Raw genomic sequence first — 23116 nt, forward strand, 5'->3', positions numbered from 1 at the left:
GACGACCTGCCATGCCGCGGAATTGCCACAGCCCCTAAGCCCACCCCCGAGCCGATGCCGGCCATTGGTTCCTGCCCTCAGCGCATAGCGGCCATGAACACGGATCGCTGAGGCGTGATTCCGGCGCATCCAGCTTCACTCGCCGAATACTTCCGAATTCTAAATGCGGAAAGCGATGACTTCGTTTTACAGTATTCGCGAGTAATTTAGAGGTTAACGAATCGTTAAATTCCAATATTACGGAATGTCGGCCGAATATCTCCGCCGGTAACAAGATATTACACGGCGACACAGAACGGATTTACTGCCCAATTCACGCCTCATTAGGAATCGAAACGCGGTCCCGCTCGCAAACTTACGGGGGCTCCACTTGCCACATATGTGGCAATACTAGCTTAGGAACCAATATATGCTTTGTTTGAAGACGCTGGGCTCAGTGACCCGGCCGCGTACGGCGATCGCTTTTGTTGCCGCAACTCTTCTCATCGGGGGAACTGCCACCGAAGCTTCCGCCAAATCCCGGCATCACCATCGGTATTCCCACCATCATCACCGCCACCAGGCCCAGAACGATGCCAACACGTCCTCCGATTGGCGTAACGCCAATGCGTCGATGACGCCGTCGCAGGGCACCGGACGTGCCTTCTCCGGCATGGCTTCCTTTTACGGGAACGAGTCCGGCAGCAGGACTGCCTCGGGCCAGCGCTTCAACCAGAACGCCATGACCGCGGCGCACCGTTCGCTGCCGTTCGGCACCAAGCTGCGGGTCACCCATGGCGGCTCCAGCGTCATCGTCACCATCAACGACCGTGGCCCGTTCGTTCGCGGCCGTGTCCTCGACCTCTCCACGGGCGCTGCCCGCGCTATCGGCCTCACCGGCGCCGGCGTCGGCCGCGTCACCGCGGAAGTCGTCTCCTAAAGCGCGCGACGCGTGAAACAAGCCCGCCGTCTTGGGGGACGGCGGGCTTCGTCATTCCGGGGCGCGCGCAGCGCGAGCCCGGAATCCATCGAACAGCAGGGTCGGTGGATGAATGGATTCCGGGTTCGCGACTTCGTCGCGCCCCGGAATGACAGCGGCTACAAAAAGCTCTGCGGATCGACGTCGACCTCGAGCTTTTGATTGCCCTTCGGCTTCGGGCATACGGCAAGCCAGTTGCGCAGATAATCCGACAGGTCGAAGCCGCGCGCCGATTTCACCAGGATGCGGAAGCGGTAGCGGCCCTTGATGACGGCGAGCGGGGCTTCCGCTGGGCCCAGCACCACCACCCGCTCGTCGCGCGGCGCGAGCGCAACGAGGTGGCGGCCGAAGCCTTCGGCGCTCGGCCGGTCGCCGGCGGAAATGATCAGGCTCGCGAGCCGCCCGAACGGCGGATACAGCGTGCGTTCGCGCAAATCGATCTCGCTGTCGTAGAACGCTTCACGGTCGCAGGCGATCAGCGCCTTCATCACGGGATGGTCGGGCTGGTGGGTCTGGAGATAGCCGACGCCGCGGCCCTGCTCGCGCCCGGCGCGGCCGATCACCTGGTTGAGCAATTGCCAGGTGCGCTCGGAGGCGCGCGGATCGCCATTGGACAGGCCGAGATCCGCATCGACCACGCCGACAAGATTGAGCCGCGGGAAATTGTGGCCCTTGGCGACGAGCTGGGTGCCGATGATGACGTCGACGCGGCCCTCCGCGATGTCATTCAGCTCGGAGCGCATCGTCTCGATCGAGGTGATGAGATCGCTCGACAGCACCATGGTGCGCGCCTCCGGGAACAGCGCGGCCGCCTCTTCCTGCAAGCGCTCGACGCCGGGCCCGACCGCGACCAGCGATTCCTCCGCCGCGCAATGCGGGCAGGTTTGCGGACGCGGCATCGAGAAGCCGCAATGGTGACAGACGAGGCGCTGGCGGAAGCGGTGATCGACCAACCAGGCATCGCAGATGGTGCAGGCAAAGCGATGGCCGCAGGCGCGGCACAGCGTCAACGGCGCATAGCCGCGGCGATTGAGGAACAATAGCGCCTGCTCGCGCCGCTCGATCGCGGTCCTGATCTCGGACGCCAGCCGCGGCGAGATGAAGCGGCCGCGCGCCGGCGGCTCGCGGCGCATGTCGATGGCCTCGATATGCGGCATGTGCTGGCCGCCGAAGCGTGACGGCAGCGCGATGCGCTGATAGCGGTTCTTGCGCGCATTGACCTCGGATTCGACCGACGGCGTCGCCGATGCCAGCACGATCGGAACCTTCGCGATATGCGCGCGCACCACCGCCATGTCGCGGGCGTGATAATGCACGCCTTCGTCCTGCTTGTAGGCCTGGTCGTGCTCTTCATCGACCACGATGAGGCCGAGATTGGCGTAGGGTAGAAACAGCGCCGAGCGCGCGCCGACCACGACCGGCGCGCTGCCCTCGGAGATCGCCGCCCAATTGCGTGCGCGGGTGCGCGGCGTCAGCTCGGAATGCCATTCCAAGGGACGCACGCCAAAACGCTGCGCGAAGCGATCGAGAAACTGGCCGGTGAGCGCGATCTCCGGCATCAGGATCAGCGACTGTTTTCCGCGGCGGATCGCCTCGGCCACGGCTTCGAAGTAAACCTCGGTCTTGCCCGAGCCGGTGACACCGTCGAGCAGCGCGACGTGAAAGCTGCCGTTGGCCGCGAGCGCGCGCATCGCATCGACTCCGGCGCGCTGGAGCGGCGAAAAATCCGGCCGGCTGAAATCCGGATCGGGCGCCGGCGGCGGTGGAGGCGGCGGCATCGGCTCGACCGTGAGCGTGCCTTCGTCGACGAGGCCGTCGATCACGCCGGCCGAAACGCCGGCCTCCTTGGCCGCCTCGGACTTGCCGTGCAGCAGCCGGTCCGACAGCACCTCGATCAGGCGCTGCCGCGCCGGCGTCAGTCGCCGCGGGAGATCGCCGGTCAGGCGCACGCCGGCGCGCACCCGCTCGGGGCCGAGGTTCTCGCCCATCCGCAGGCACATGCGCAGCACCATGCCGCGCGGGCTCAGCGTGTAATTGGCGATCCAGTCCACGACTGCACGCAGCTCGGGCTTCAGCGGCGGGATGTCGAGCTTTTCGCTGACCTCCTTGAGGCGGTTGTGCAGGCGCGGATCCGGATTGGCGTTTTCGGCCCAAACCACGGCGAGCACCTCGCGCGGGCCGAGCGGCACGCCAATAATGTCGCCCGCCTTCAGCTCCATCCCACGCGGCACCTTGTACGAATAGGTCTGGTCGAGCGCGACCGGCACCAGCACGTCGACCATGCGGGTCGCGTTGGCGGAGACGGCGTTGCTGCGCGACGTGTGGTCCATGGAGGGGAATCGGAACCTGGGGGCTTCAAGGCTAGCGCCCTGAGGCGGCCTTAGCGAACGATAAACGAGTGTGATGCGATATACTGAGTGGAATCACCACGTCCAGAGCGCATGAGCAAAGCGGCCGCCCCACAGATCGAGCTCGCCAGCGCCGATCCTGACATCGCGCAGGAGATGACGCGCTGGCTGTCGCATCTCGGCGCGGAGCGGCGGCTGTCGCCGAAGACGCTGGAAGCCTATGCCCGCGATCTGCGGCAGTGCCTGAATTTCCTCTGCGGCCATTGGGGCGAGCGTGTGACGCTGAAGCGTTTCGCCGCACTGGAGGCCACCGATATCAGGGCCTTCATGGCGATGCGCCGCGCCGACGATATTGCCGGGCGCTCGCTGATGCGCGCACTGGCGGGCCTGCGTTCGTTCGGCCGCTTCCTCGAGCGCGAAGGCAAGGGCAAGGTCGGCGCGCTCTCGGCGATCCGCGCGCCGAAAGTCGCAAGGAGCCTGCCAAAGCCGTTGCCGATGGCGTCGGCCAAACGTCTTGCGGACGCCGACGAGCGCGCCGGCGAGGATCGCGAGACCTGGATTTTGGCGCGCGATGCCGCGGTGATGGCACTCCTCTACGGCTCGGGCCTGCGCATCTCCGAAGCGCTGGGGCTGACGCGCCGCGAGGTGCCGCGTCCCGGTGAAGGCGACGTGCTGATCGTGACAGGCAAAGGCAACAAGACCCGCATGGTGCCGGTGCTCCAGAACGTGCTCGAACTGGTGCAGGAGTATGTCGCGATGTGCCCGTATCCGCTGCCGGCCGAAGGCCCGATCTTCGTCGGCGCACGCGGCGGGCCGTTGAGCCCGCGCATCATCCAGCTCGCGATGGAGCGGCTGCGCGGCGCGCTCGGCCTGCCCGACAGCGCCACGCCGCACGCGCTCCGGCATTCCTTCGCCACGCATCTGTTGTCGCGCGGCGGCGATTTGCGCGCGATCCAGGAATTGCTCGGCCATGCCTCGCTCTCGACCACGCAGATCTATACCGGCATCGATGCCGAGCGGCTGCTGGAAGTCTATGCCAGCGCGCATCCGCGGCGCTGATGCTGACATGAAGCTGTCATAGCAAGCCTCGCGGCGCGCATGCCTCTTGCGCGGCGCCCGCGGTTCGGTCAATCGTGGGGAACCGAGCCAGGAGGAATTTATGAGCGCACATGAAAGCATGGAGCATGCCGAGCACGCCGAACACGCGTCCGGCTCGAACAAGAAGATCGCGCTCCTGATCGCGGTCCTGGCGCTGTTCCTGGCGATCTCCGAGACGCTCGGCAAGGGCGCCCAGACCGAATCGATCAGCAAGAACGTCGAGGCCTCCAACCTCTGGGCCTTCTTCCAGGCCAAGAGCATCCGCCGCACCGTGGTGCAGACCATGGCCGACCAGGGCAAGCTCATCCTCGGCGCGGCGAGCGACGAGGCCAACAAGGTGGCCGTGCAGAAGCAGATCGAGGACTGGCAGAAGACCGCGCAGCGTTACCGCTCCGAGCCCGAGACCGGCGAAGGCACCGAGCAGCTGGCCGAAAAGGCCAAGCACGCCGAGCATGAACGCGACGAGGCGACTGCGAAATATCATCACTTCGAGCTGGCGTCGGCAGCCTTCCAGATCGGCATCGTCCTGGCCTCGGCGACGATCATCACCGGCATGCTACCGCTCGCCTGGATCGCGGGCCTGCTGTCGCTTGCCGGACTTGGAATGACCGTGCTCGGCGCATGGTCGCCGCATCTGCTGCATCTGCATTGAGGCTCGTAACCCGCATGAGCGCAGCGACATGCGGGGAGCCACAATAAGGAATCCCGGATATCGCTTTGCTCATCCGGGCTACGCGACGCTCATTGCGTCGACGCTCAACGCGCTTCGTGCACGCTCTTGCGAAAACGCTGGATCAGGCGGAGGGTTCGTGAGGACCAGCCTTCGCCGTTGCCGGCGATCAGCTCCTTGATGCGCCGCTTGACCGGATCGACCAGCTCGGCGGCCTTGGCACGCAGCTTCAGCACCAGATCATAAAGCCGCTCGAACCAGTGCATCTCCATCAGCTTGTCGCGCGTCACGTCGAACACGAAGGCGGTGACACCGACCCCGAGCAGCTTTGCGAACACGATGGTGAAGACCGCGCTGGTCCAGTATTCGTGCGTGAGCAGCCACAGGCCGACCAGCTTGAGCGGAAACAGCGGGATGATGGGCACGGCGAACACGATCAGCGTCATCGCCGGCGACAGCGCATCGACGCGGTCCGACAGCCATTGCTTGAACCGGGCGAGCGGGACAATTGCGACAACCCGCGCGACGATCGGTTCGAGATGGTCCCACAGCCAGGCTTCGATCAGGAAGATGATCGCAAGCAGGACCCAGACCGGTTGAAGCAGGCGGCGTAGCATGTGTTTCCCGCCCGATTCGGCGCTGGGCGCCACCTACATATGGATGGCCCGCTTGCCGACTGCAAGCGCGGCTTCCTTGATGGCCTCGGAGCGGGTCGGGTGCGCGTGGCAGGTGCGCGCGAGATCCTCCGCGCTGCCGCCAAACTCCATGAGAACGGCCGCCTCATGGATCATTTCGCCGGCCTCAATGCCGATAATGTGCACGCCGAGCACGCGATCGGTCTTCGCATCTGCGAGAATCTTCACAAAGCCGTCGGTGGTCTGGTTGACCTTGGAGCGGCCGTTGGCGGTAAAGGGAAACTTTCCGACCGTATAAGCCACGCCCGCCTGCTTCAGCTCCTCCTCGGTCTTGCCGACGGAGGATACTTCCGGCGTGGTATACACGACGCCTGGGATAACATCGTAGTTCACGTGGCCGGCCTGCCCCGCGATGATCTCGGCAACCGCGACGCCTTCATCCTCGGCCTTGTGCGCGAGCATCGGGCCCGCGACGACGTCGCCGATGGCATAGACGCCCTTCACGCTGGTGGCGAAGTGCGGATCGATCTGCACGCGGCCGCGATTGTCGAGCGCAACGCCGGCTTCCTTCAAGCCCAGCCCATCCGTGTACGGCACACGGCCGATACAGACGAGAACGACATCGGCTTCCAGCGTCTCGGCAGCGCCGCCGGCGGCGGGCTCGACCGTCGCCTTCAGCGCCTTGCCGGAGGTGTCCACGCCCGTGACCTTGGCACCCAGCTTGAACGCAAAGCCCTGCTTCTCCAGGATGCGCTGGAATTGCTTGGCGATCTCCCCGTCCATGCCGGGCAGGATGCGGTCGAGGAATTCGACGACGACGACTTCGGCGCCGAGACGCTTCCACACTGAGCCGAGCTCGAGGCCGATCACGCCGGCGCCGACGATCAAGAGCTTGCCGGGGACCTTGTCCAGCGACAGCGCGCCGGTCGACGACACGATGCGCGTCTCGTCGATCTCGATGCCCTTGAGCCGCGCGATGTCCGAGCCGGTGGCGATCACGATGCTCTTGGTCTCGATCACTTGCGACTTGCCGTCGGCGGAGATCTCGACCTTGCCGGTGCCGAGAATCTTGCCGGCGCCCTTGAGCACGTCGATCTTGTTCTTCTTCATCAGGAACTCGACGCCCTTGACGTTGCCGTCGATGCCCTGCTGCTTGAAGTTCATCATCGCAGGCAAATCGAGCTTCGGCGCGGAAACGCTGACGCCCATCTTGGCGAAGGAGTGTCCGGCCTCCTCGAACATTTCGGAGGCGTGCAACAGCGCCTTCGACGGCATGCAGCCCACATTGAGGCAGGTGCCGCCGAGCGTCGCGTTCTTTTCCACCACGGCGACTTTCATGCCGAGCTGCGCTGCACGCACCGCGCAGACATAACCGCCCGGTCCGGTGCCGATGACGACGAGATCGTATGCCATGAGAGAAAGTCCCGTAAGTTTAGCGTTGAGGGATGTGTCAGCGTCCGCGCGGCGCGTCAGCGTCCGCCGGACACATCGAGAATGGCTGAGGTGACGTAGGAGGCCTCGTCCGACATCAGCCAGACGATGGCATTGGCGACTTCATCGGCAGTACCGACGCGCTTCATAGGCACCATATGGGCCAGACGATGGGCGCGGTCGGGCTCACCGCCGGCAGCGTGGATTTCGGTGTCGATCAGGCCGGGCCGGATGCCCGCGACACGAATGCCCTCGCCGGCAACCTCATGGCCGAGGCCGACGGTGAAGGAATCGATCGCGCCCTTGGACGCGGCATAGTCGACATAGGTGTTCGGCGCGCCGAGCTTGGCAGCAACCGACGACAGATTGACGATGACGCCGCCCTGGCCGCCGTGCCTGGTCGACATCCGCTTCACCGCTTCTCGCGCGCAGAGGATGGAGCCGGTGACATTGACCGCCATCACGCGCTGGATGCGCTCGGCCGACATCTCGTCGACGCGCACGCCGCTGGTCCCGACAATACCGCCATTGTTGACAAGCGCCCCGAGCGTGCCGAACGCGTCCGCGGCCTTGAACAGCGCCAGGATATCGCTTTCCTCGGCGACGTCGCATTTCACCGCGATGGCCTTGCCGTTGCTGGCCGCGATCTCGGCGACCACCTCGTCGGCGGCGGTCTTGTTGCTGGCATAGCCGACCACGACGCGAAAGCCGCGCGCGGCCGCCGCAATCGCGGTCGCCCGCCCGATGCCGCGGCTGCCGCCGGTGATGACAACGACTTTATCCGTCACGCGCGTCTCCATGGTTCGACACGCGCCGTCGCGTAAGGCGACGGCGCTCGCAGAGCATCAGCGATCAGAGATCGAGCACCAGGCGCGCCGGATCTTCCAGGCTCTCCTTGACGCGAACAAGGAAGGTCACGGCTTCCTTGCCGTCGATGACGCGGTGATCGTAGGACAGCGCCAGATACATCATCGGGCGGACCTCGATCTTGCCGCCGACGACCATCGGCCGCTCCTGGATCTTGTGCATGCCGAGAATGCCCGACTGCGGCGCGTTCAGGATCGGGGTCGACATCAGCGAGCCGTAGATGCCGCCGTTCGTGATGGTGAAGGTGCCGCCCTGCATCTCGTCGATCTTGAGCTGGCCGTCGCGGGCACGGCGGCCGAAATCGGCGATGCCCTTCTCGATCTCCGCGATCGACTTGTTGTCGCAGTCGCGCACCACGGGCACGACGAGGCCCTTGTCGGTGCCGACGGCGACGCCGATGTGGTAGTAGTTCTTGTAGATCAGGTCGGTGCCGTCGATCTCGGCGTTGACGGCCGGGATGTCCTTCAGCCCCTGCACGACGGCCTTGGTGAAGAAGCCCATGAAGCCGAGCTTCGAGCCGTGCTTCTTCTCGAACGCATCCTTGTAGTGCGCACGCAGCGCCATGACGTTGGTCATGTCGACCTCGTTGAAGGTCGTGAGCATGGCGGCGGTGTTCTGCACGTCCTTGAGGCGGCGCGCGATGGTCTGGCGCAGCCGGGTCATCTTGACGCGCTCTTCGCGGGCTGCGTCGTCGGCCGGCGAGGGTGCGCGAACCTGGACCGCTGCGGCCGGCTGGTTGACCGGGGTCGGCGCCGAGGCCGCACGCTCGATCGCGGCGAGCATGTCGCCCTTGGTGACACGGCCGTCCTTGCCGGAGCCGGGAACGGTCGAGGCGTCGATGCCGGTCTCGGCCGAGAGCTTTCGCACGGAGGGCGCGAGCGGCGAGTCGGCCGGCGGTGCTTTCGACGCGGCCGGGGCGGCGGATGGAGCCGCCGCGGCGGGAGCAGGCGCGGGCGCGGCAGCCGGCTTGGCGGGCGTCTTTGCGACGCCGGCCGTGCCCTCGGTGATCTGTCCGAGCAGCGCACCGACCGCAACGGTCGTGCCATCTGCGGCGATGATCTCGCTCAGCGTGCCCGCGGACGGCGCCGGGACTTCGATGGTGACCTTGTCGGTCTCGAGCTCCACCAAGGGCTCGTCGACGGCGACGGGATCGCCGGCCTTCTTGAACCAGCGGCCGATGGTGGCCTCGGTGACGGATTCGCCGAGGGTCGGCACACGAATTTCAGTCATGGTCTTTTCCTTAAGGAGATCGCCAATGCGGTCGGGAATTTTCAGGTGTCATCGGCCTGCGAAAAGCAGGCCATCCAGCAAGCCGAAACGTTCGCATTCACGACGGACGCCACGGTTTGCCGGATGCCCCGCTCCAGTGCGCCATTGCACACAAGGCGGCGCATAACGCAGCTCGAAAAAGTTCAGCTCAATGCTTCGTCCAGGAACGCCTTCAGCTGCGCCTGATGCTTCGACATCAGACCTGTGGCGGTCGCGGCGGAGGCGGCGCGGCCGACGTAACGCGGACGCCGGCTCGCACCGTTCACCTGGTTCAGCACCCATTCCAGATAGGGCTCGATGAAGTGCCAGGCACCCATGTTGCGGGGCTCTTCCTGGCACCACACCACTTCGGCCTTCTTGAAGCGCGACAGCTCGGCCACCAGCGCCTTGAGCGGCACCGGATAGAGCTGCTCGATGCGCATCAGGTAGATGTCGTCCATCCCGCGCTTCTCGCGCTCCTCGTAGAGGTCGTAATAGACCTTGCCCGAGCAGAGCACGATGCGGCGGATCTTCTCGTCGGGCACGAGCTTGACCGCTTCGCCCGGCAGCATCTGGGCGTCGTCATACAGGATGCGGTGGAAGGTCGTTCCCTTCGCGAGCTCCTCGAGGCGCGACACCGCCCGCTTGTGACGCAGCAGCGACTTCGGCGTCATCACGATCAGCGGCTTGCGGATCTCGCGATGGAGCTGCCTACGCAGCACGTGGAAGTAGTTCGCCGGCGTGGTCGGATAGACCACCTGCATGTTGTCTTCAGCGCACATCTGGAGATAACGCTCCAGACGCGCCGAGGAATGCTCCGGTCCCTGGCCTTCATAGCCGTGCGGCAGGAGGCAGACGAGGCCGGACATGCGCAGCCATTTGCGCTCACCCGAGGAGATGAACTGGTCGAACACGACCTGCGCGCCGTTGGCGAAGTCGCCGAACTGCGCTTCCCACAGGGTCAACGTGTTCGGCTCGGCGAGCGAATAGCCGTATTCGAAGCCGAGCACGGCTTCTTCCGACAGCAGCGAGTTGATGACCTCGTAATGGCCCTGCTCGTGACCGAGATGGTTGAACGGCGTGTAGCGGCTCTCGTCTTCCTGGTCGATCAGGACCGAGTGGCGCTGCGAGAAGGTGCCGCGCTCCGAATCCTGTCCAGACAGGCGGACATGGTGGTTCTCGTTGAGCAGCGTGCAGAACGCCAGCGCCTCGCCGGTCGCCCAGTCGATGCCCGTGCCGCCGTCGATCGCCTTGGCGCGGTTTTCGAGGAAGCGCTGGATGGTGCGGTGGACGCGGAAACCATCCGGCACCTTGGTAATCTTGCGACCGATGTCCTTCAGTGCGGCGATGTCGACGCCGGTGACGCCACGCCGCGCATCTTCTTCCTGATCCGCGATCTTGAAGCCGGCCCATTTGCCGTCGAGCCAGTCGGCCTTGTTGGGCTTGTAGCCGGAGCCGGCTTCGAGCTCGGCATCGAGCCGCGCGCGCCAGTCGGCCTTGGCCTTCTCGACCTCGCCCTCGGTCAGCACGCCTTCGCTGATGAGGCGGCGGGCGTAGAGCTCGAGCGTCGAGGGATGGGCCGCGATCTTCTTGTACATCACCGGCTGGGTGAAAGCCGGTTCGTCGCCTTCGTTATGGCCATGCCTGCGGTAGCAGAACATGTCGATGACGACGGGCTTGTGGAATTTCTGCCGAAACTCGGTCGCGACCTTGGCCGCGAACACGACGGCTTCCGGATCGTCGCCGTTAACGTGGAAGATCGGCGCGTCGATCATCTTCGCCACGTCGGACGGGTAAGGCGACGAACGGGAATAACGCGGATAGGTGGTGAAGCCGATCTGGTTGTTGACGATGAAGTGCACGGAGCCGCCGGTGCGGTAGCCCTTCAGGTCCGACAGGCCGAAGCATTCCGCAACCACGCCCTGGCCGGCGAACGCGGCGTCGCCATGCATCAGCAGCGGCATCACCGAGATGCGCATATCCGGCGGATCGCCGTGCTGATCCTGCTTGGCGCGGACTTTTCCGAGCACCACGGGATCGACGATCTCGAGATGCGAGGGGTTGGCGGTCAGCGACAGATGGATGCGGTTGCCGTCGAACTCGCGATCCGAGGACGCGCCGAGGTGATATTTGACGTCGCCCGAGCCTTCGACCGCATCAGGATTGGCAGAACCGCCCTTGAACTCGTGGAACAGCGCGCGATGCGGCTTGCCCATCACCTGGGTCAGCACGTTGAGGCGGCCGCGATGCGGCATGCCCAGCACGACCTCCTTCACGCCGAGATTGCCGCCGCGCTTGATGATCTGCTCGAGCGCGGGAATCAGCGATTCAGCACCGTCCAGGCCGAAGCGCTTGGTGCCGGTGAACTTGGTGTCGCAGAACTTCTCGAAGCCTTCGGCCTCGACCAGCTTCATCAGGATGGCGCGGCGGCCTTCGCGGGTGAAGGAGATTTCCTTGTCCGGCCCCTCGATGCGCTCCTGGATCCACGCCTTCTGCGCGGCGTTGGTGATGTGCATGAACTCGACGCCGAGCGTCTGGCAGTAGGTGCGCTCGCAGATCGCGGTGATTTCGCGCAAGCTGGCGTATTCGAGACCGAGCACATGGTCGAGGAAGATCTTGCGGTCGAAATCGGCTTCGCTGAAGCCGTAGGTCCGCGGATCGAGCTCTTCGCGATTGCGCTGGGCTTCGATGCCGAGCGGATCGAGCTTGGCGTGGAAGTGGCCGCGCATGCGGTAGGACCGGATCAGCATCAGGGCCCGGACCGAGTCGCGGGTGGCCTGGAGCAAATCGGCGGAGGAGAGGCCGCCGCCCTTGTCGCCACCCTTGGCCTGCGCTTTGGCCGCGATCTTGGCGCCGACCGTCTTCTCGACTTCCGCCCAATTGCCGTCGAGCGCGGAGGTCAGATCGTCCTGCGGGGTCAGCGGCCAATTGGCGCGCTCCCAGGACGGTCCTTGGGCGTTCTTGCTGATGTCACCCGGCTGGTCGTTGAGGCTCTTGAAGAATTCCTGCCACTCGGCATCCACCGAGGACGGGTCCTTCTCGTAGCGGGCGTAGATTTCGTCGATGTAGGTGGCGTTGGTGCCCTGCAAAAAGGAGGAGAGGGCAAAGGCTGCGTTCGCGTCTTGGCGAGACATACTTGAGTTCCTGGCGATTTCGGTTCGCGCATAACAAACGGCGCTGGCGCTGGGCTCCCCGGCAGAGGACCAGCGCGACAGGCACCATTTACCCTATTTGCTGCGAAACTTCGCCCGGAAAATTACGAAGGTGTGAATCAGGCTTTCAATTTTTCGGCAAGCGTGTGCCCGAGCCGAGCGGGAGACGGGGACACTGTAATTCCAGCCGATTTCATCGCGTCGGTCTTGGAACCGGCGTCCCCCTTGCCTCCGGAAATGATCGCGCCGGCGTGGCCCATGCGGCGGCCGGGAGGGGCTGTGACACCGGCGATGAAACCGACCATCGGCTTCTGGCGGCCGCGCTTGGCCTCGTCCTTGAGGAACTGGGCGGCGTCTTCCTCGGCGGAACCGCCGATCTCGCCGATCATGATGATCGACTCGGTCTTGGGGTCGCCGAGCAGCATTTCCAGCACGTCGATGAACTCGGTTCCCTTGACCGGATCGCCGCCGATGCCGACCGCGGTGGTCTGGCCGAGGCCTTCCTGGGTGGTCTGGAACACGGCTTCGTAGGTCAGGGTCCCCGAGCGGGAGACGATGCCGACGCTGCCGGTCTTGAAGATGTTGGCCGGCATGATGCCGATCTTGCACTCGCCGGCGGTCATGACGCCCGGGCAGTTCGGCCCGATCAGGCGCGACTTGGAGCCCGCCAGCGAACGCTTCACCCTGACCATGTCGATGACCGGGATACCTTCCGTGATGCAGACGATCAGCGGGATCTCGGCATCGATGGCCTCGCAGATCGCATCGGCCGCGCCCGGAGGCGGCACGTAGATCACGGACGCATCGGCGCCGGTCTTCTCACGCGCCTCGCGCACGGTGTCGAACACCGGCAGGCCCAGATGCGTCGCGCCGCCTTTGCCCGGCGAGGTGCCGCCGACCATCTTGGTGCCATAGGCAATCGCAGCCTCCGAGTGGAAGGTGCCGTTCTTGCCGGTAAAGCCCTGGCAGATGACCTTGGTGTTCTTGTCGATCAGGATGGACATGAGGTCTGCTTTCGCGAAACTAACGAGTGAGAGGTCAGTGGATGCGGCGGTAGACGCCGGTGAGCACGTCGGCCCAGCCTTCCGCGTCCGGCGAGAACTGGATCTTCAACGAATAGGAATCGTCGTCGATGATTTCATAGACGTGGCGCGCATTGCCGCGGAGCGAGCCGCGCACCAGCGTCAGGGTCTTGCCGACCCACCCGCCGGAGGCGGGCGAGGGCGGCGTGTAGCCGAGCGAATCGTACCAGAACAATTTGTAGGTCCGGTCTTCGCGGTCGAAGGTGAAGATGCCGTGGGTGGCGAAGCTCTGCTTGCCGTCGCGGGTCTGGACCGAGTCCTGGATCAGGTAGAAGCCATTGAGATCCATGTGGGCCACGACGTGAGAGGTCGCCGTCCCGCCCTCCGTCCAGCGCGACGGAAAGACCACCTCTTCGCCATTCCATTCACCGGCGAACGCGGCAAGACGCGCGTGCTCCGGCAGCGGGGATGATGCAGCGAGATGGTCCTGGGTCATGGCCTCAGCCTTCCTTGACGGCCTTCACGATCTTCTGCGCAGCGTCGTCGAGATTGTCGGCCGGCACCACGTTCAGGCCGGACTCACGGATGATCTTCTTGCCCAGCTCGACATTGGTGCCTTCGAGGCGAACCACCAGCGGCACGCTAAGGCCGACTTCACGAACCGCAGCCGTGACGCCCTCGGCGATCACGTCGCACTTCATGATGCCACCGAAGATGTTGACCAGGATGCCCTTCACGTTGGGATCCGCGGTGATGATCTTGAAGGCGGCCGCGACCTTCTCCTTGCTGGCGCTGCCGCCGACGTCGAGGAAGTTCGCCGGCGCCATGCCGTAGAGCTTGATGATGTCCATCGTCGCCATCGCGAGGCCGGCGCCGTTGACCATGCAGCCGATATTACCGTCGAGGGTGACGTAGTTGAGGTCGTGTTTCGACGCTTCGATTTCCTTGGCGTCTTCCTCGGTCTCGTCGCGCAGCGCGAGCACCTCGGGGTGACGGAACAGGGCGTTGTCGTCGAACGACACCTTCGCGTCGAGCACGCGGAGCTGGCCCTGCTTGGTCACGACCAGCGGGTTGATCTCCAGCATCGACATGTCCTTGGCGACGAACGCCGCGTAGAGCTGCGCGGTGAGCTTCTCGGCCTGCTTGGCGAGATCGCCGGAGAGTTTCAGCGCGTTCGCGACGGTGCGGCCGTGATGGCCCATGATGCCGGTCGCGGGATCGATCGAGAAGGTCACGATCTTCTCAGGCGTGTTGTGCGCGACGTCCTCGATGTTGACGCCGCCCTCGGTCGACACCACGAACGAGACGCGCGAGGTTTCGCGGTCGACCAGGATCGAGAGGTAGAATTCCTTGTCGATGTCGGAGCCGTCCTCGATGTAGAGGCGGTTGACCTGCTTGCCGGCGGGGCCGGTCTGGATCGTGACGAGCGTGGCGCCGAGCATCTGCTTGGCGAATTCGGAAACTTCCGCGGCCGACTTGGCGATGCGGACGCCGCCCTTGTCGCCGGCCGAGGCTTCCTTGAACTTGCCCTTGCCGCGGCCGCCGGCGTGGATCTGGCTCTTCACAACCCAGACCGGGCCCGGGAGTGCCTTTGCCGCCGCGTCCGCATCGGCCGCCTTCAGGACCGGAACGCCCTTGGAGATCGCGACGCCGAACTCGTTCAGCAGCGCTTTGGCCTGATATTCATGGATATTCATATGGTCGCTCCCTGAACCCGCGGGCGGTGACCTCGTAGGCCCACCTCAGTCTTGTGGCTGGCATACCATATACCACAGGAACTGCAACCCGGATTCTCTGACATCGATTTCTGGACTTGCGGACCAGGACCCGCCCCAACCTTAAACAAGGTTTGGCGGACCCCGGAAATGAAACCGCCGAAGACCGGTTTTCGATCTTCGGCGGAATGTTTCGACCTTAGCGGCCCAGAAGATCGGGTGCGATCTTCTTGCAGGCATCAACCAGACCCTGCACCGCGCCGACCGACTTGTCGAAGGCTTCGCGATCCTTGCCGACGAGCTCGATCTCGACGACGCGCTCAACGCCCTTGGAGCCGATCACGACGGGCACGCCGACATACATGTCCTTCACGCCGTATTCGCCGTTCAGGTAGGCGGCCGAGGCCAGCACGCGCTTCTTGTCACGCAGATAGCTCTCGGCCATCGCGATCGCGGAAGCCGCCGGCGCGTAGAAGGCCGAGCCGGTCTTGAGGAGGTTGACGATCTCGGCGCCGCCGTTGCGGGTACGGTCGACGATCTCGTCGAGGCGCGCCTGCGAGGTCCAGCCCATCTTGACGAGATCGGGCAGCGGGATGCCGGCGACGGTGGAGTATTTTACCAGCGGCACCATGGTGTCGCCATGGCCGCCCAGCACGAAGGCGGTGACGTCTTCGACCGAAACGTTGAACTCGTCGGCCAGGAAGTAGCGGAAGCGCGACGAATCCAGCACGCCGGCCATGCCGACGACCTTCTTGTGCGGCAGGCCGCTAGCCTTCTGCAGCGCCCAGACCATCGCGTCGAGCGGGTTGGTGATGCAGATGACGAAAGCGTCGGGGGCGTATTTCTTGATGCCGGCGCCGACCTGTTCCATGACCTTGAGGTTGATCGAGAGGAGGTCGTCGCGGCTCATGCCGGGCTTGCGCGGCACGCCGGCGGTGACGATGCAGACTTTTGCGTTGTCGAGCGCCTCGTAGGAGTTGGCGCCGGTGTAGTGCGCGTCAAAGCCGTCGACCGGCGAGGACTGCGCGATGTCGAGCGCCTTGCCCTGCGGCACGCCCTCGGCGATGTCGAACATCACCACGTCGCCCAGCTCTTTCAGGCCGATGAGATGAGCCAGCGTTCCGCCGATCTGACCGGAGCCAATCAAAGCAATCTTGTCGCGCGCCATGTGAACCTGTCCTTTAGACACGTAAGGAGGGGAAAACTGAGACGGGTGGTTATCCCTTTCGCCTCCCCCGTTCAAGTCACGGGTTGCCCAATTGTCGGGCTTGCCGGGATAGCAGCCAGAATACCCAGGCTGTCATTCCGGGATGCGCCAACAGGCGCAGGCCCGGAATCCATGAGGCGGCAGGATGGATTCCGGGCTCGCGACTTCGTCGCGCCCCGGAATGACGCCGGAGAAGATGGTGAAATAGGACTTAAGTCTCCACCAACCCCTTGGTCGAACCGCTGGCGGTGGAATCCTTGCGACCGTGGGGCAGTGCCAGATAGGATTCCGAGCTCATTTCGATCAGGCGCGAGGCGGTGCGCTTGAACTCGTTGGCCTCGTTGCCCTCATTGGCGAGATAGAGCGAGATCGGGTTGGCATCGGCCGAGGCCATCAGCTTCACGGCATTGTCATAGAGCGTGTCGATCAGCGTAATGAAACGCTTGGCGGCGTTGCGCTGGGAGAAATCCATCACTGGAATATGGTCGACCAGGATGGTGTGATAGTCGTGCGCCAGCCTGAGATAGTCGGATGCCCCGAGCGGCTTCTCGCAGAGATCGGCGAACGCGAAGCGCGCCACGCCGTGGGCCGAGCACGGCACGTGCAGGATGCGGCCCTTGATCGAAATATCGCGCGACTTGCATTTGGCGCTGCCTGACATCTTCGACCAGGCGCGGTCGAGCGCGGCGTCGGCCTCGGTGTCTGCCGGCGTCAACCACATCGGCACGCCCTGAAGCTTTTCCAGCCGGAAGTCGGTGCGCGCGTCGAGCCGCAGCACGTCCATGTGGTCGGTGATCTGTTTGATAAAGGGCAGGAACAGCGAACGGTTCAGACCGCCCTTGTAGAGGTCGTCAGGCGCGACGTTGGAGGTCGCAACCACCACGGTGCCGAGCTCCAGCAGCTTTGCGAACAGGCGGCCGAGGATCATCGCGTCCGCGATGTCGGTGACGTGGAATTCGTCGAAACAGAGCAGCCAGCTCTCCTCGAAAATCGCATGCGCCGTCAGCGCGATGACGTCGCCGTCGGCGATCTCGCCTCGGGCGATGCCCTGGCGAAAATCGTAGATGCGCTCGTGCACATCGGCCATGAATTCGTGGAAATGCGCGCGCCGCTTGTGCTCGACGGTCGAGTGCTGGAAGAACAGATCCATCAGCATGGTCTTGCCGCGGCCGACCTCGCCATGGACGTAGAGCCCATGCGGCGCCTCGTCCTTGTCGCTGCTGAACAGGCGGCTGAGCAGGCCCTGCTTGCGCTGCGGCTTGTAATCGGCGAGCCGCTGGTCGAGCGCCGCATAGGCGTCGGCGATTTCGGCCTGCGCAGCGTCGGGCTCGATCGCACCGGACGCGATCTGGGCCTGATAGGCTTCGCGGAATGAGGAACTGGGGGTCGAGAGCATGCTCTTTACCGCCAGAGATGAGCGGAAATTGCAACTCCGTATTGGCGCAAGGGCTTATGCGCTCCGCCCACATCCACGTGGTCGGAGGCGAATAATTGAGATATCACAGGGCTAAAGCGGCTACTTTGAGGTTCCTGGCATGGCCCTTAGTATCGAGGACTCCGAGGTCGAACGTCTCGCGAGGCGTCTGGCGCAACTCACTGGCGAGACGGTTGCCCTTGCTACGACGCGAGCTATCGAAGAGCGCCTCAGGCGCATCGACAATCAGTACTGCAAAACTGCTCTTTTGGAGGATATGGCCGCAATCCGTCGACGCTGGAGCGAGCTGCCTGTATTAGCCGACCGGATGCCCGACGAAATAGTTGGATACGACGAACACGGATTGCCATTCTGACTTCAGTCGATGCTAGGCATCTACGCGCCATATGGGTCGGCGTCGCTCCATCTTCTGCGAGCCAGACTCACTCACACAACTCATAAGCGTCCTCGACCACATACGGGCCGCCGCCCGTCGATGCGCGGGACGAGAACAGCACGAAACGTTCGGCCGTGAACGCCTTGCTGGGAAAATAGCCGCGCAGCGAAAGATAATCGGCGACGTCACGGTCGGTGGCGTCGTGCAGCCGGGCCAGCGTGACATGCGGGATGAACTTGCGGCCTTCAGGGTCGAGGCCGATCCGCTGCATCAGGCGCTCGAGCTCGGCCTGCAATTCCATCAGCGGCTTGCTCGGCACGATGGTGGCGACCACCGCGCGCGGCTTGCGTCCGCCGAAACTCTGCAAACCCTGCACCTTCACCTCGAACGGCTTGCGGTCGACGCGAAACAGCATCGAGGCGATTTCGTTGGCGGACATGCCATCGATATTGCCGATGAAGCGCAGGGTGACGTGATAATTTTCGGGATCGATCCAGCGGGCGCCGGGAAGGCCGCCCCGCAAATTGGAAAGCGACTGACCAATCTCGGCCGGAATTTCCAGACCAGTGAACAAACGCGGCATCGTTTCGCACTCCCGATGCTTGGGCATGATCCCAGGGCAAGATCATATCCAAATTTTAGAGCCGGCGACGAATCACCGGTACCTCAATTCCTATCGCAGTTGTGTGACTCTGCGAAGCATCGCGCGCCTCACCCCGGTAAAACCCTGGGAATTACGGTTAGCGTTGCCTGCTTTTCAACGCCGCTGCTCAGCTATCGTGCCAATGAATGCCTCAACCGTGGGCAAGATATTCCTGACGATGATGTCGACGCCGGCCGCGGTCGGATGAATGCCGTCGGCCTGGTTGAGCTTGGCATCGGCCGCGACACCGTCGAGAAAAAACGGATAGAGCGGCACGCCGAATTTTTTCGCCAGATCCGGATAAATCGAATTGAAGCGCGCGGCATAGTCCGCGCCGTAATTCGGCGGCGCCAGCATACCGCACAGCATCACCGCGATCTTGCGCGCCTTGAGGCGCTGGACGATCTCGGTCAGCGCGGTGCGCGTCAAATCGGGATCGATGCCGCGCAGCGCATCGTTGGCGCCGAGCTCGATGATCACACCGTCGGTTCCGTTGGGGACCGACCAGTCGAGCCGGTCACGGCCCCCCGAGGAGGTGTCGCCGGACACCCCGGCATTGGTCATGTCGACGTCTATGCCTTTGGATTGTAAGGCTTTTTGAAGCCCAGTGGGGAACGCTTGCTGGGCCGGGAGGCCGAGGCCGGCGCTCAAGGAATCGCCGAGAACCACCAGCTTGATCGGTTTCGCCGCCTCGGCCCATGCCGGATTTGGCACCGTCATCAAAGCGAGCATCAACACGGCTATGTGCATGAACAATCCGTAACGCCTCTCGACCGCGCGTGCGGAGTTGCCATATGACCGGACCATGGACACTCGCATCTCTTCCTCTTCGCTCGCCGACAGTTCGGCGGACACCATCGCCATCTCCAACGTCAATCTGTCATTGGGTACGGGCGCGGCACGCGTTCACATTCTCAAGGATATCAGCCTGCGCGTCGGCCGGAGCGAGACGATCGGCCTGATCGGCCCGTCAGGTTCGGGCAAATCCACGCTGCTGATGGTGATGGCGGGGCTGGAGCGTCCTGATAGCGGAGAGGTGGTGGTCAGCGGCACGCCTTTCAATGCCCTCGACGAGGACGCGCTGGCCCGCTTCCGCGGCCGCCAGGTCGGCATCGTCTTCCAGTCCTTCCATTTGATCCCGACCATGACCGCGCTGGAGAACGTCGCGGTGCCGCTCGAGCTTGCGGGCAATCCCGACGCCACAAAGCGCGCGGCGCAGGAGCTGCAATCGGTCGGGCTCGGCGACCGTCTGCATCACTATCCGACGCAGCTCTCCGGCGGCGAGCAGCAGCGCGTCGCGCTGGCCCGCGCGCTGGCACCCGATCCCGCGATCCTCGTTGCCGACGAGCCGACCGGCAATCTCGACGAAGCCACGGGACAACAGATCGTCGACCTGCTGTTCAGCAAGCATGCCGAGCGCGGCATGACGCTGGTGCTGGTCACGCACGATTCCTCGCTCGCGCATCGCTGCGATCGCGTGATCCGCCTGCGCTCCGGGCGCATCGACACGCAGTCGGCGCCGGCATGAGCCTCGCTGCCGAACCGTTTGCGAAGCCCAATGGCGTTGCGCTGTCGCTGCGCTACGCGCTGCGCGAATTGCGCGGCGGCCTGCGCGGCTTCTACGTCTTCATTGCCTGCATCGCGCTCGGCGTGATGGCGATCGCCGGCGTCGGCTCGGTCTCGGCGAGCCTGAGCGACGGCCTCGCCCGCGAGGGCCGTACGCTGCTCGGCGGCGACGTGTCCTTCGTCTTGTTTCAGCGCGAGGCGAAGCCGGAGGAAGTCGCCTTCCTGCGTTCGCGCGGCACCGTCTCGAGCGCCGCCACACTGCGCGGCATGGCGCGCTCGGCCGAGGGCAAGCTGGCGCTGGTCGAGATGAAGGCCGTCGACGACACCTATCCGATGCTGGGACAGCTGACGCTGGCGCCGCCGCTGCCGATGTCCGACCTGCTCGCAGAGCACGACGGCGCGTTCGGCGCGGCCGCCGATCCGACGCTGCTGGCGCGGCTGTCGCTCAAGACCGGCGATCGCGTCACCGTCGGGGCTGCGACGTTCCAGATCCGCAGCGCCGTCGAAGCCGAGCCCGACAAGCTCGCCGGCGGCATCGGCTTCGGCCCGCGCTTCCTGATCAGCGAAGCGGGCCTGCGCGCCACGGGGCTGGTCCAGCCCGGCAGCCTGGTGCGCTGGGTCTACCGTGTGAAGCTGCCGGAGATCGCCAACGGCGAGCGCGCCACCGAAGCCTTCATCGCGGATTCGCGCAACGCTGCGCCGCAGGCCGGCTGGGAGGTCCGCAGCCGCTCCAACGCCTCGCCGCAGCTCGAGCGCAACATCAACCGCTTCACGCAGTTCCTGACGCTGGTCGGCCTCGCCGCGCTGCTGGTCGGCGGCGTCGGCGTCGCCAATGCCGTCAAGGCCCATATCGACCACAAGCTCGAGGTGATCGCGGCCTTCAAGGCCGTCGGCGCCACCGGGCGCGACGTGTTCGGCATCTATCTGGCCCAGGTTCTCCTGCTCGCCGCGATCGGCTCGGCGATCGGCCTCGCGCTCGGCGCCGCCATGCCCTTCGCAATCGTCGGCCTGTTCGGCAAGCTGCTGCCGCTGCCGGTGGTGCCGGCGGTGCATGCCGACGAACTCGCGCTGTCGTTCGTCTATGGGCTGCTGACGGCGCTTGCATTCGGCCTGTGGCCACTCGGGCGGGTGCACGACGTGCCGGTGGCCGCGCTGTTCCGCGACACCATCAGCTCCGAATGGCACCGGCCGCGCTGGAGCTATCTCGTCTTCATGGCCGTCGTGATCGCGCTGCTCATCGCGGTCGTGATCGGGCTATCCTTCGACAAGCGCATCGCCGCGGTGTTCGTGGCCTCCTCCGTGGTCGTGTTCGCGCTGCTGCGCGGCATTGCCGCTCTGCTGATGACGATCGCACGGCGGCTGCCGCGCACGCGGTGGCCGATGCTGCGGCTTGCGATTGCCAACATCCACCGGCCGGGCGCGCTGACGCCCTCCGTCGTGCTGTCGCTCGGGCTCGGCCTCGCCGTGCTCGTCACCATCACCCAGATCGACGGCAATCTGCGCCGGCAGTTCCTGGCGGCACTGCCCGAGCACGCGCCATCGTTCTTCTTCATCGACATTCCGAGCACGCAGGCCGAGCAGTTCGACTCATATCTGCGCCAGCTCGCCCCTGGCGCGAAGGTCGATGACGTGCCGATGCTGCGCGGGCGCATCGTCGGAGCCCGCGGCGTCCGCGCCGAGGAGCTCAAGCCCAGCGCCGATTCCGAGTGGGTGCTGCAGAGCGACCGTGGCCTGACCTATACCGCCGAGCTGCCGAAGGGCTCCAAGGTGGTCGAGGGCGAGTGGTGGAGCGCCGATTATTCCGGCCCGCCGCTGGTTTCGATGGAGAAGAAGATCGCGGACGGACTCGGCCTCAAGCTCGGCGACGAGGTCGTGGTCAATATCCTCGGCCGCGACATCCCCGCGAAGATCAGCAATCTGCGCAGCATCGACTGGCAGGGCCTCGGCATCAATTTCGTCCTCGTGTTTTCGCCGAACGCGTTCAAGGGCGCGCCGCACACCCACATCGCGACGCTGACGGAAGCCGGCGGCGATGCGGCCGGCGACGGCAAGATCATCAGGGAGGTGGCTGACGCCTATCCGATGGTGACGAGCGTGCGCGTGCGCGAGGTGATGGAGACGGTCGGCTCGGTCGTGACCAACCTGGCGCTGGCGATCCGCGGCGCCAGCGCGGTGACCCTGATCTCGGCGATCCTGGTGTTGGGCGGCGCGCTCGCCGCCGGCCATCGCCACCGGGTCTACGATGCTGTAATCCTCAAGACTCTGGGCGCGACCCGGCTGCGGCTGCTCGGCGCCTATGCCCTCGAATACCTCCTGATTGGCCTCGCTACGGCGGTGTTCGGCGTTTTCGCCGGCAGCGTCGCGGCCTGGATGATCGTGACCCGGCTGATGACCCTCACTTTCGTCTGGCAGGGCGGCAGCGCCGCCGGCGTGGTCGCGGCTGCCTTGGTCGTCACGGTCGGCCTCGGGCTCGCCGGCACGCTGCTGGCGTTGAACAAAAAGCCCGCCACGGTGTTGCGGAATTTGTGACAAATGGTAGCGGGCGGCGGCACGGGAGCGAAATCGCACGATTCCGGCGATTAACCACGTCCGCTCGTCTGGATTGCAGGGAAGGGCGACATTCAGCCGCGCGTGGACGGTTGCAGCGGATGTGTTAGTTTCCCACATATCGAGTGGGTTCGGAGCCCCGATTGTTAGCCAAAATTTAGTCGGCAGACATCGGTATCCGAGATAGAGTTTGACGAA

At 64.7% G+C, this 23116-nt stretch carries 19 protein-coding genes; 6 read left to right on the forward strand and 13 right to left on the reverse strand.

Going from position 1 to position 23116, the window contains the following annotated elements; genetic code table 11:
• Positions 1-409: 409 nt before the first annotated feature.
• Positions 410-919, forward strand: a complete 510-nt coding sequence (locus ABIB90_RS24080; RefSeq protein ID WP_007598887.1) for a septal ring lytic transglycosylase RlpA family protein — start codon at positions 410-412, stop codon at positions 917-919.
• Positions 920-1077: 158 nt separating this feature from the next.
• Here ABIB90_RS24080 and ABIB90_RS24085 read toward each other — a convergent pair whose 3' ends face one another.
• Positions 1078-3288, reverse strand: a complete 2211-nt coding sequence (locus ABIB90_RS24085) for a primosomal protein N' (protein WP_354201507.1) — start codon at positions 3286-3288, stop codon at positions 1078-1080.
• Positions 3289-3399: 111 nt separating this feature from the next.
• Here ABIB90_RS24085 and ABIB90_RS24090 point away from each other — a divergent pair, with 111 nt between their 5' ends.
• Both ABIB90_RS24090 and ABIB90_RS24095 read left to right on the forward strand, forming a co-directional pair.
• A complete protein-coding gene (locus tag ABIB90_RS24090; protein WP_007598884.1) occupies positions 3400-4365 on the forward strand; it encodes a tyrosine recombinase XerC in 966 nt (321 codons plus the stop codon).
• A 100-nt stretch (positions 4366-4465) separates the two neighbouring features.
• On the forward strand, positions 4466-5056 hold the full coding sequence (locus tag ABIB90_RS24095; protein WP_007598882.1) for a DUF4337 domain-containing protein: 591 nt from the start codon (positions 4466-4468) through the stop codon (positions 5054-5056).
• A gap of 104 nt (positions 5057-5160) precedes the next feature.
• Here ABIB90_RS24095 and ABIB90_RS24100 read toward each other — a convergent pair whose 3' ends face one another.
• The 10 genes from ABIB90_RS24100 to zapE all read right to left on the reverse strand — a co-directional run bounded on the left by ABIB90_RS24100 (position 5161) and on the right by zapE (position 17747).
• Complete coding sequence (locus ABIB90_RS24100) at positions 5161-5691, reverse strand: hypothetical protein (protein ID WP_219681808.1); 531 nt, start codon at positions 5689-5691, stop codon at positions 5161-5163.
• 33 nt (positions 5692-5724) lie between these two features.
• Complete coding sequence (lpdA, locus tag ABIB90_RS24105; protein ID WP_219681809.1) at positions 5725-7122, reverse strand: dihydrolipoyl dehydrogenase; 1398 nt, start codon at positions 7120-7122, stop codon at positions 5725-5727.
• Between the two features lie 56 nt (positions 7123-7178).
• Positions 7179-7940, reverse strand: a complete 762-nt coding sequence (locus ABIB90_RS24110; protein WP_088941101.1) for an SDR family oxidoreductase — start codon at positions 7938-7940, stop codon at positions 7179-7181.
• Between the two features lie 52 nt (positions 7941-7992).
• Positions 7993-9237, reverse strand: coding sequence for a 2-oxoglutarate dehydrogenase complex dihydrolipoyllysine-residue succinyltransferase (gene odhB / locus ABIB90_RS24115; RefSeq protein WP_007598877.1), 1245 nt, complete (start codon positions 9235-9237; stop codon positions 7993-7995).
• 182 nt (positions 9238-9419) lie between these two features.
• Entirely contained in the window at positions 9420-12389 is a 2970-nt protein-coding gene (locus ABIB90_RS24120) for a 2-oxoglutarate dehydrogenase E1 component (protein ID WP_354201508.1), read from the reverse strand.
• A 137-nt stretch (positions 12390-12526) separates the two neighbouring features.
• Positions 12527-13411 (reverse strand): succinate--CoA ligase subunit alpha, encoded by an 885-nt coding sequence (gene sucD / locus ABIB90_RS24125; protein WP_007598874.1) that lies wholly within the window; start codon positions 13409-13411, stop codon positions 12527-12529.
• Positions 13412-13445: 34 nt separating this feature from the next.
• Entirely contained in the window at positions 13446-13925 is a 480-nt protein-coding gene (locus tag ABIB90_RS24130) for a DUF1579 family protein (protein WP_007598873.1), read from the reverse strand.
• Positions 13926-13929: 4 nt separating this feature from the next.
• A complete protein-coding gene (gene sucC / locus ABIB90_RS24135) occupies positions 13930-15126 on the reverse strand; it encodes an ADP-forming succinate--CoA ligase subunit beta (RefSeq protein WP_007598871.1) in 1197 nt (398 codons plus the stop codon).
• 217 nt (positions 15127-15343) lie between these two features.
• The gene (mdh, locus tag ABIB90_RS24140) at positions 15344-16312 is read right to left on the reverse strand and encodes a malate dehydrogenase (RefSeq protein WP_007598869.1); all 969 of its coding nucleotides are present in this window, start codon (positions 16310-16312) and stop codon (positions 15344-15346) included.
• 250 nt (positions 16313-16562) lie between these two features.
• Positions 16563-17747: a cell division protein ZapE gene (gene zapE / locus ABIB90_RS24145; RefSeq protein ID WP_007598866.1), complete on the reverse strand. Its 1185-nt coding sequence runs from the start codon at positions 17745-17747 to the stop codon at positions 16563-16565.
• 139 nt (positions 17748-17886) lie between these two features.
• On the opposite strand from zapE, the gene ABIB90_RS24150 reads away from it, so the two are divergent.
• Entirely contained in the window at positions 17887-18141 is a 255-nt protein-coding gene (locus ABIB90_RS24150) for a type II toxin-antitoxin system VapB family antitoxin (protein ID WP_354201509.1), read from the forward strand.
• 67 nt (positions 18142-18208) lie between these two features.
• On the opposite strand, the gene thpR is transcribed toward ABIB90_RS24150, so the two are convergent.
• Positions 18209-18745, reverse strand: coding sequence for an RNA 2',3'-cyclic phosphodiesterase (gene thpR / locus ABIB90_RS24155; protein ID WP_007598862.1), 537 nt, complete (start codon positions 18743-18745; stop codon positions 18209-18211).
• Between the two features lie 174 nt (positions 18746-18919).
• A complete protein-coding gene (locus ABIB90_RS24160; RefSeq protein WP_354201559.1) occupies positions 18920-19555 on the reverse strand; it encodes an arylesterase in 636 nt (211 codons plus the stop codon).
• Positions 19556-19610: 55 nt separating this feature from the next.
• On the opposite strand from ABIB90_RS24160, the gene ABIB90_RS24165 reads away from it, so the two are divergent.
• Both ABIB90_RS24165 and ABIB90_RS24170 read left to right on the forward strand, forming a co-directional pair.
• Positions 19611-20333: an ABC transporter ATP-binding protein gene (locus tag ABIB90_RS24165; protein ID WP_007598857.1), complete on the forward strand. Its 723-nt coding sequence runs from the start codon at positions 19611-19613 to the stop codon at positions 20331-20333.
• On the forward strand, positions 20330-22900 hold the full coding sequence (locus tag ABIB90_RS24170; RefSeq protein WP_354201510.1) for an ABC transporter permease: 2571 nt from the start codon (positions 20330-20332) through the stop codon (positions 22898-22900). Before ABIB90_RS24165 ends, ABIB90_RS24170 begins: the two co-directional genes overlap by 4 nt.
• Positions 22901-23116: the final 216 nt, after the last annotated feature.

Origin of the sequence: Bradyrhizobium sp. JR4.1, from assembly GCF_040548605.1 — a bacterium.
Classification (GTDB): Bacteria; Pseudomonadota; Alphaproteobacteria; order Rhizobiales; family Xanthobacteraceae; genus Bradyrhizobium; species Bradyrhizobium canariense.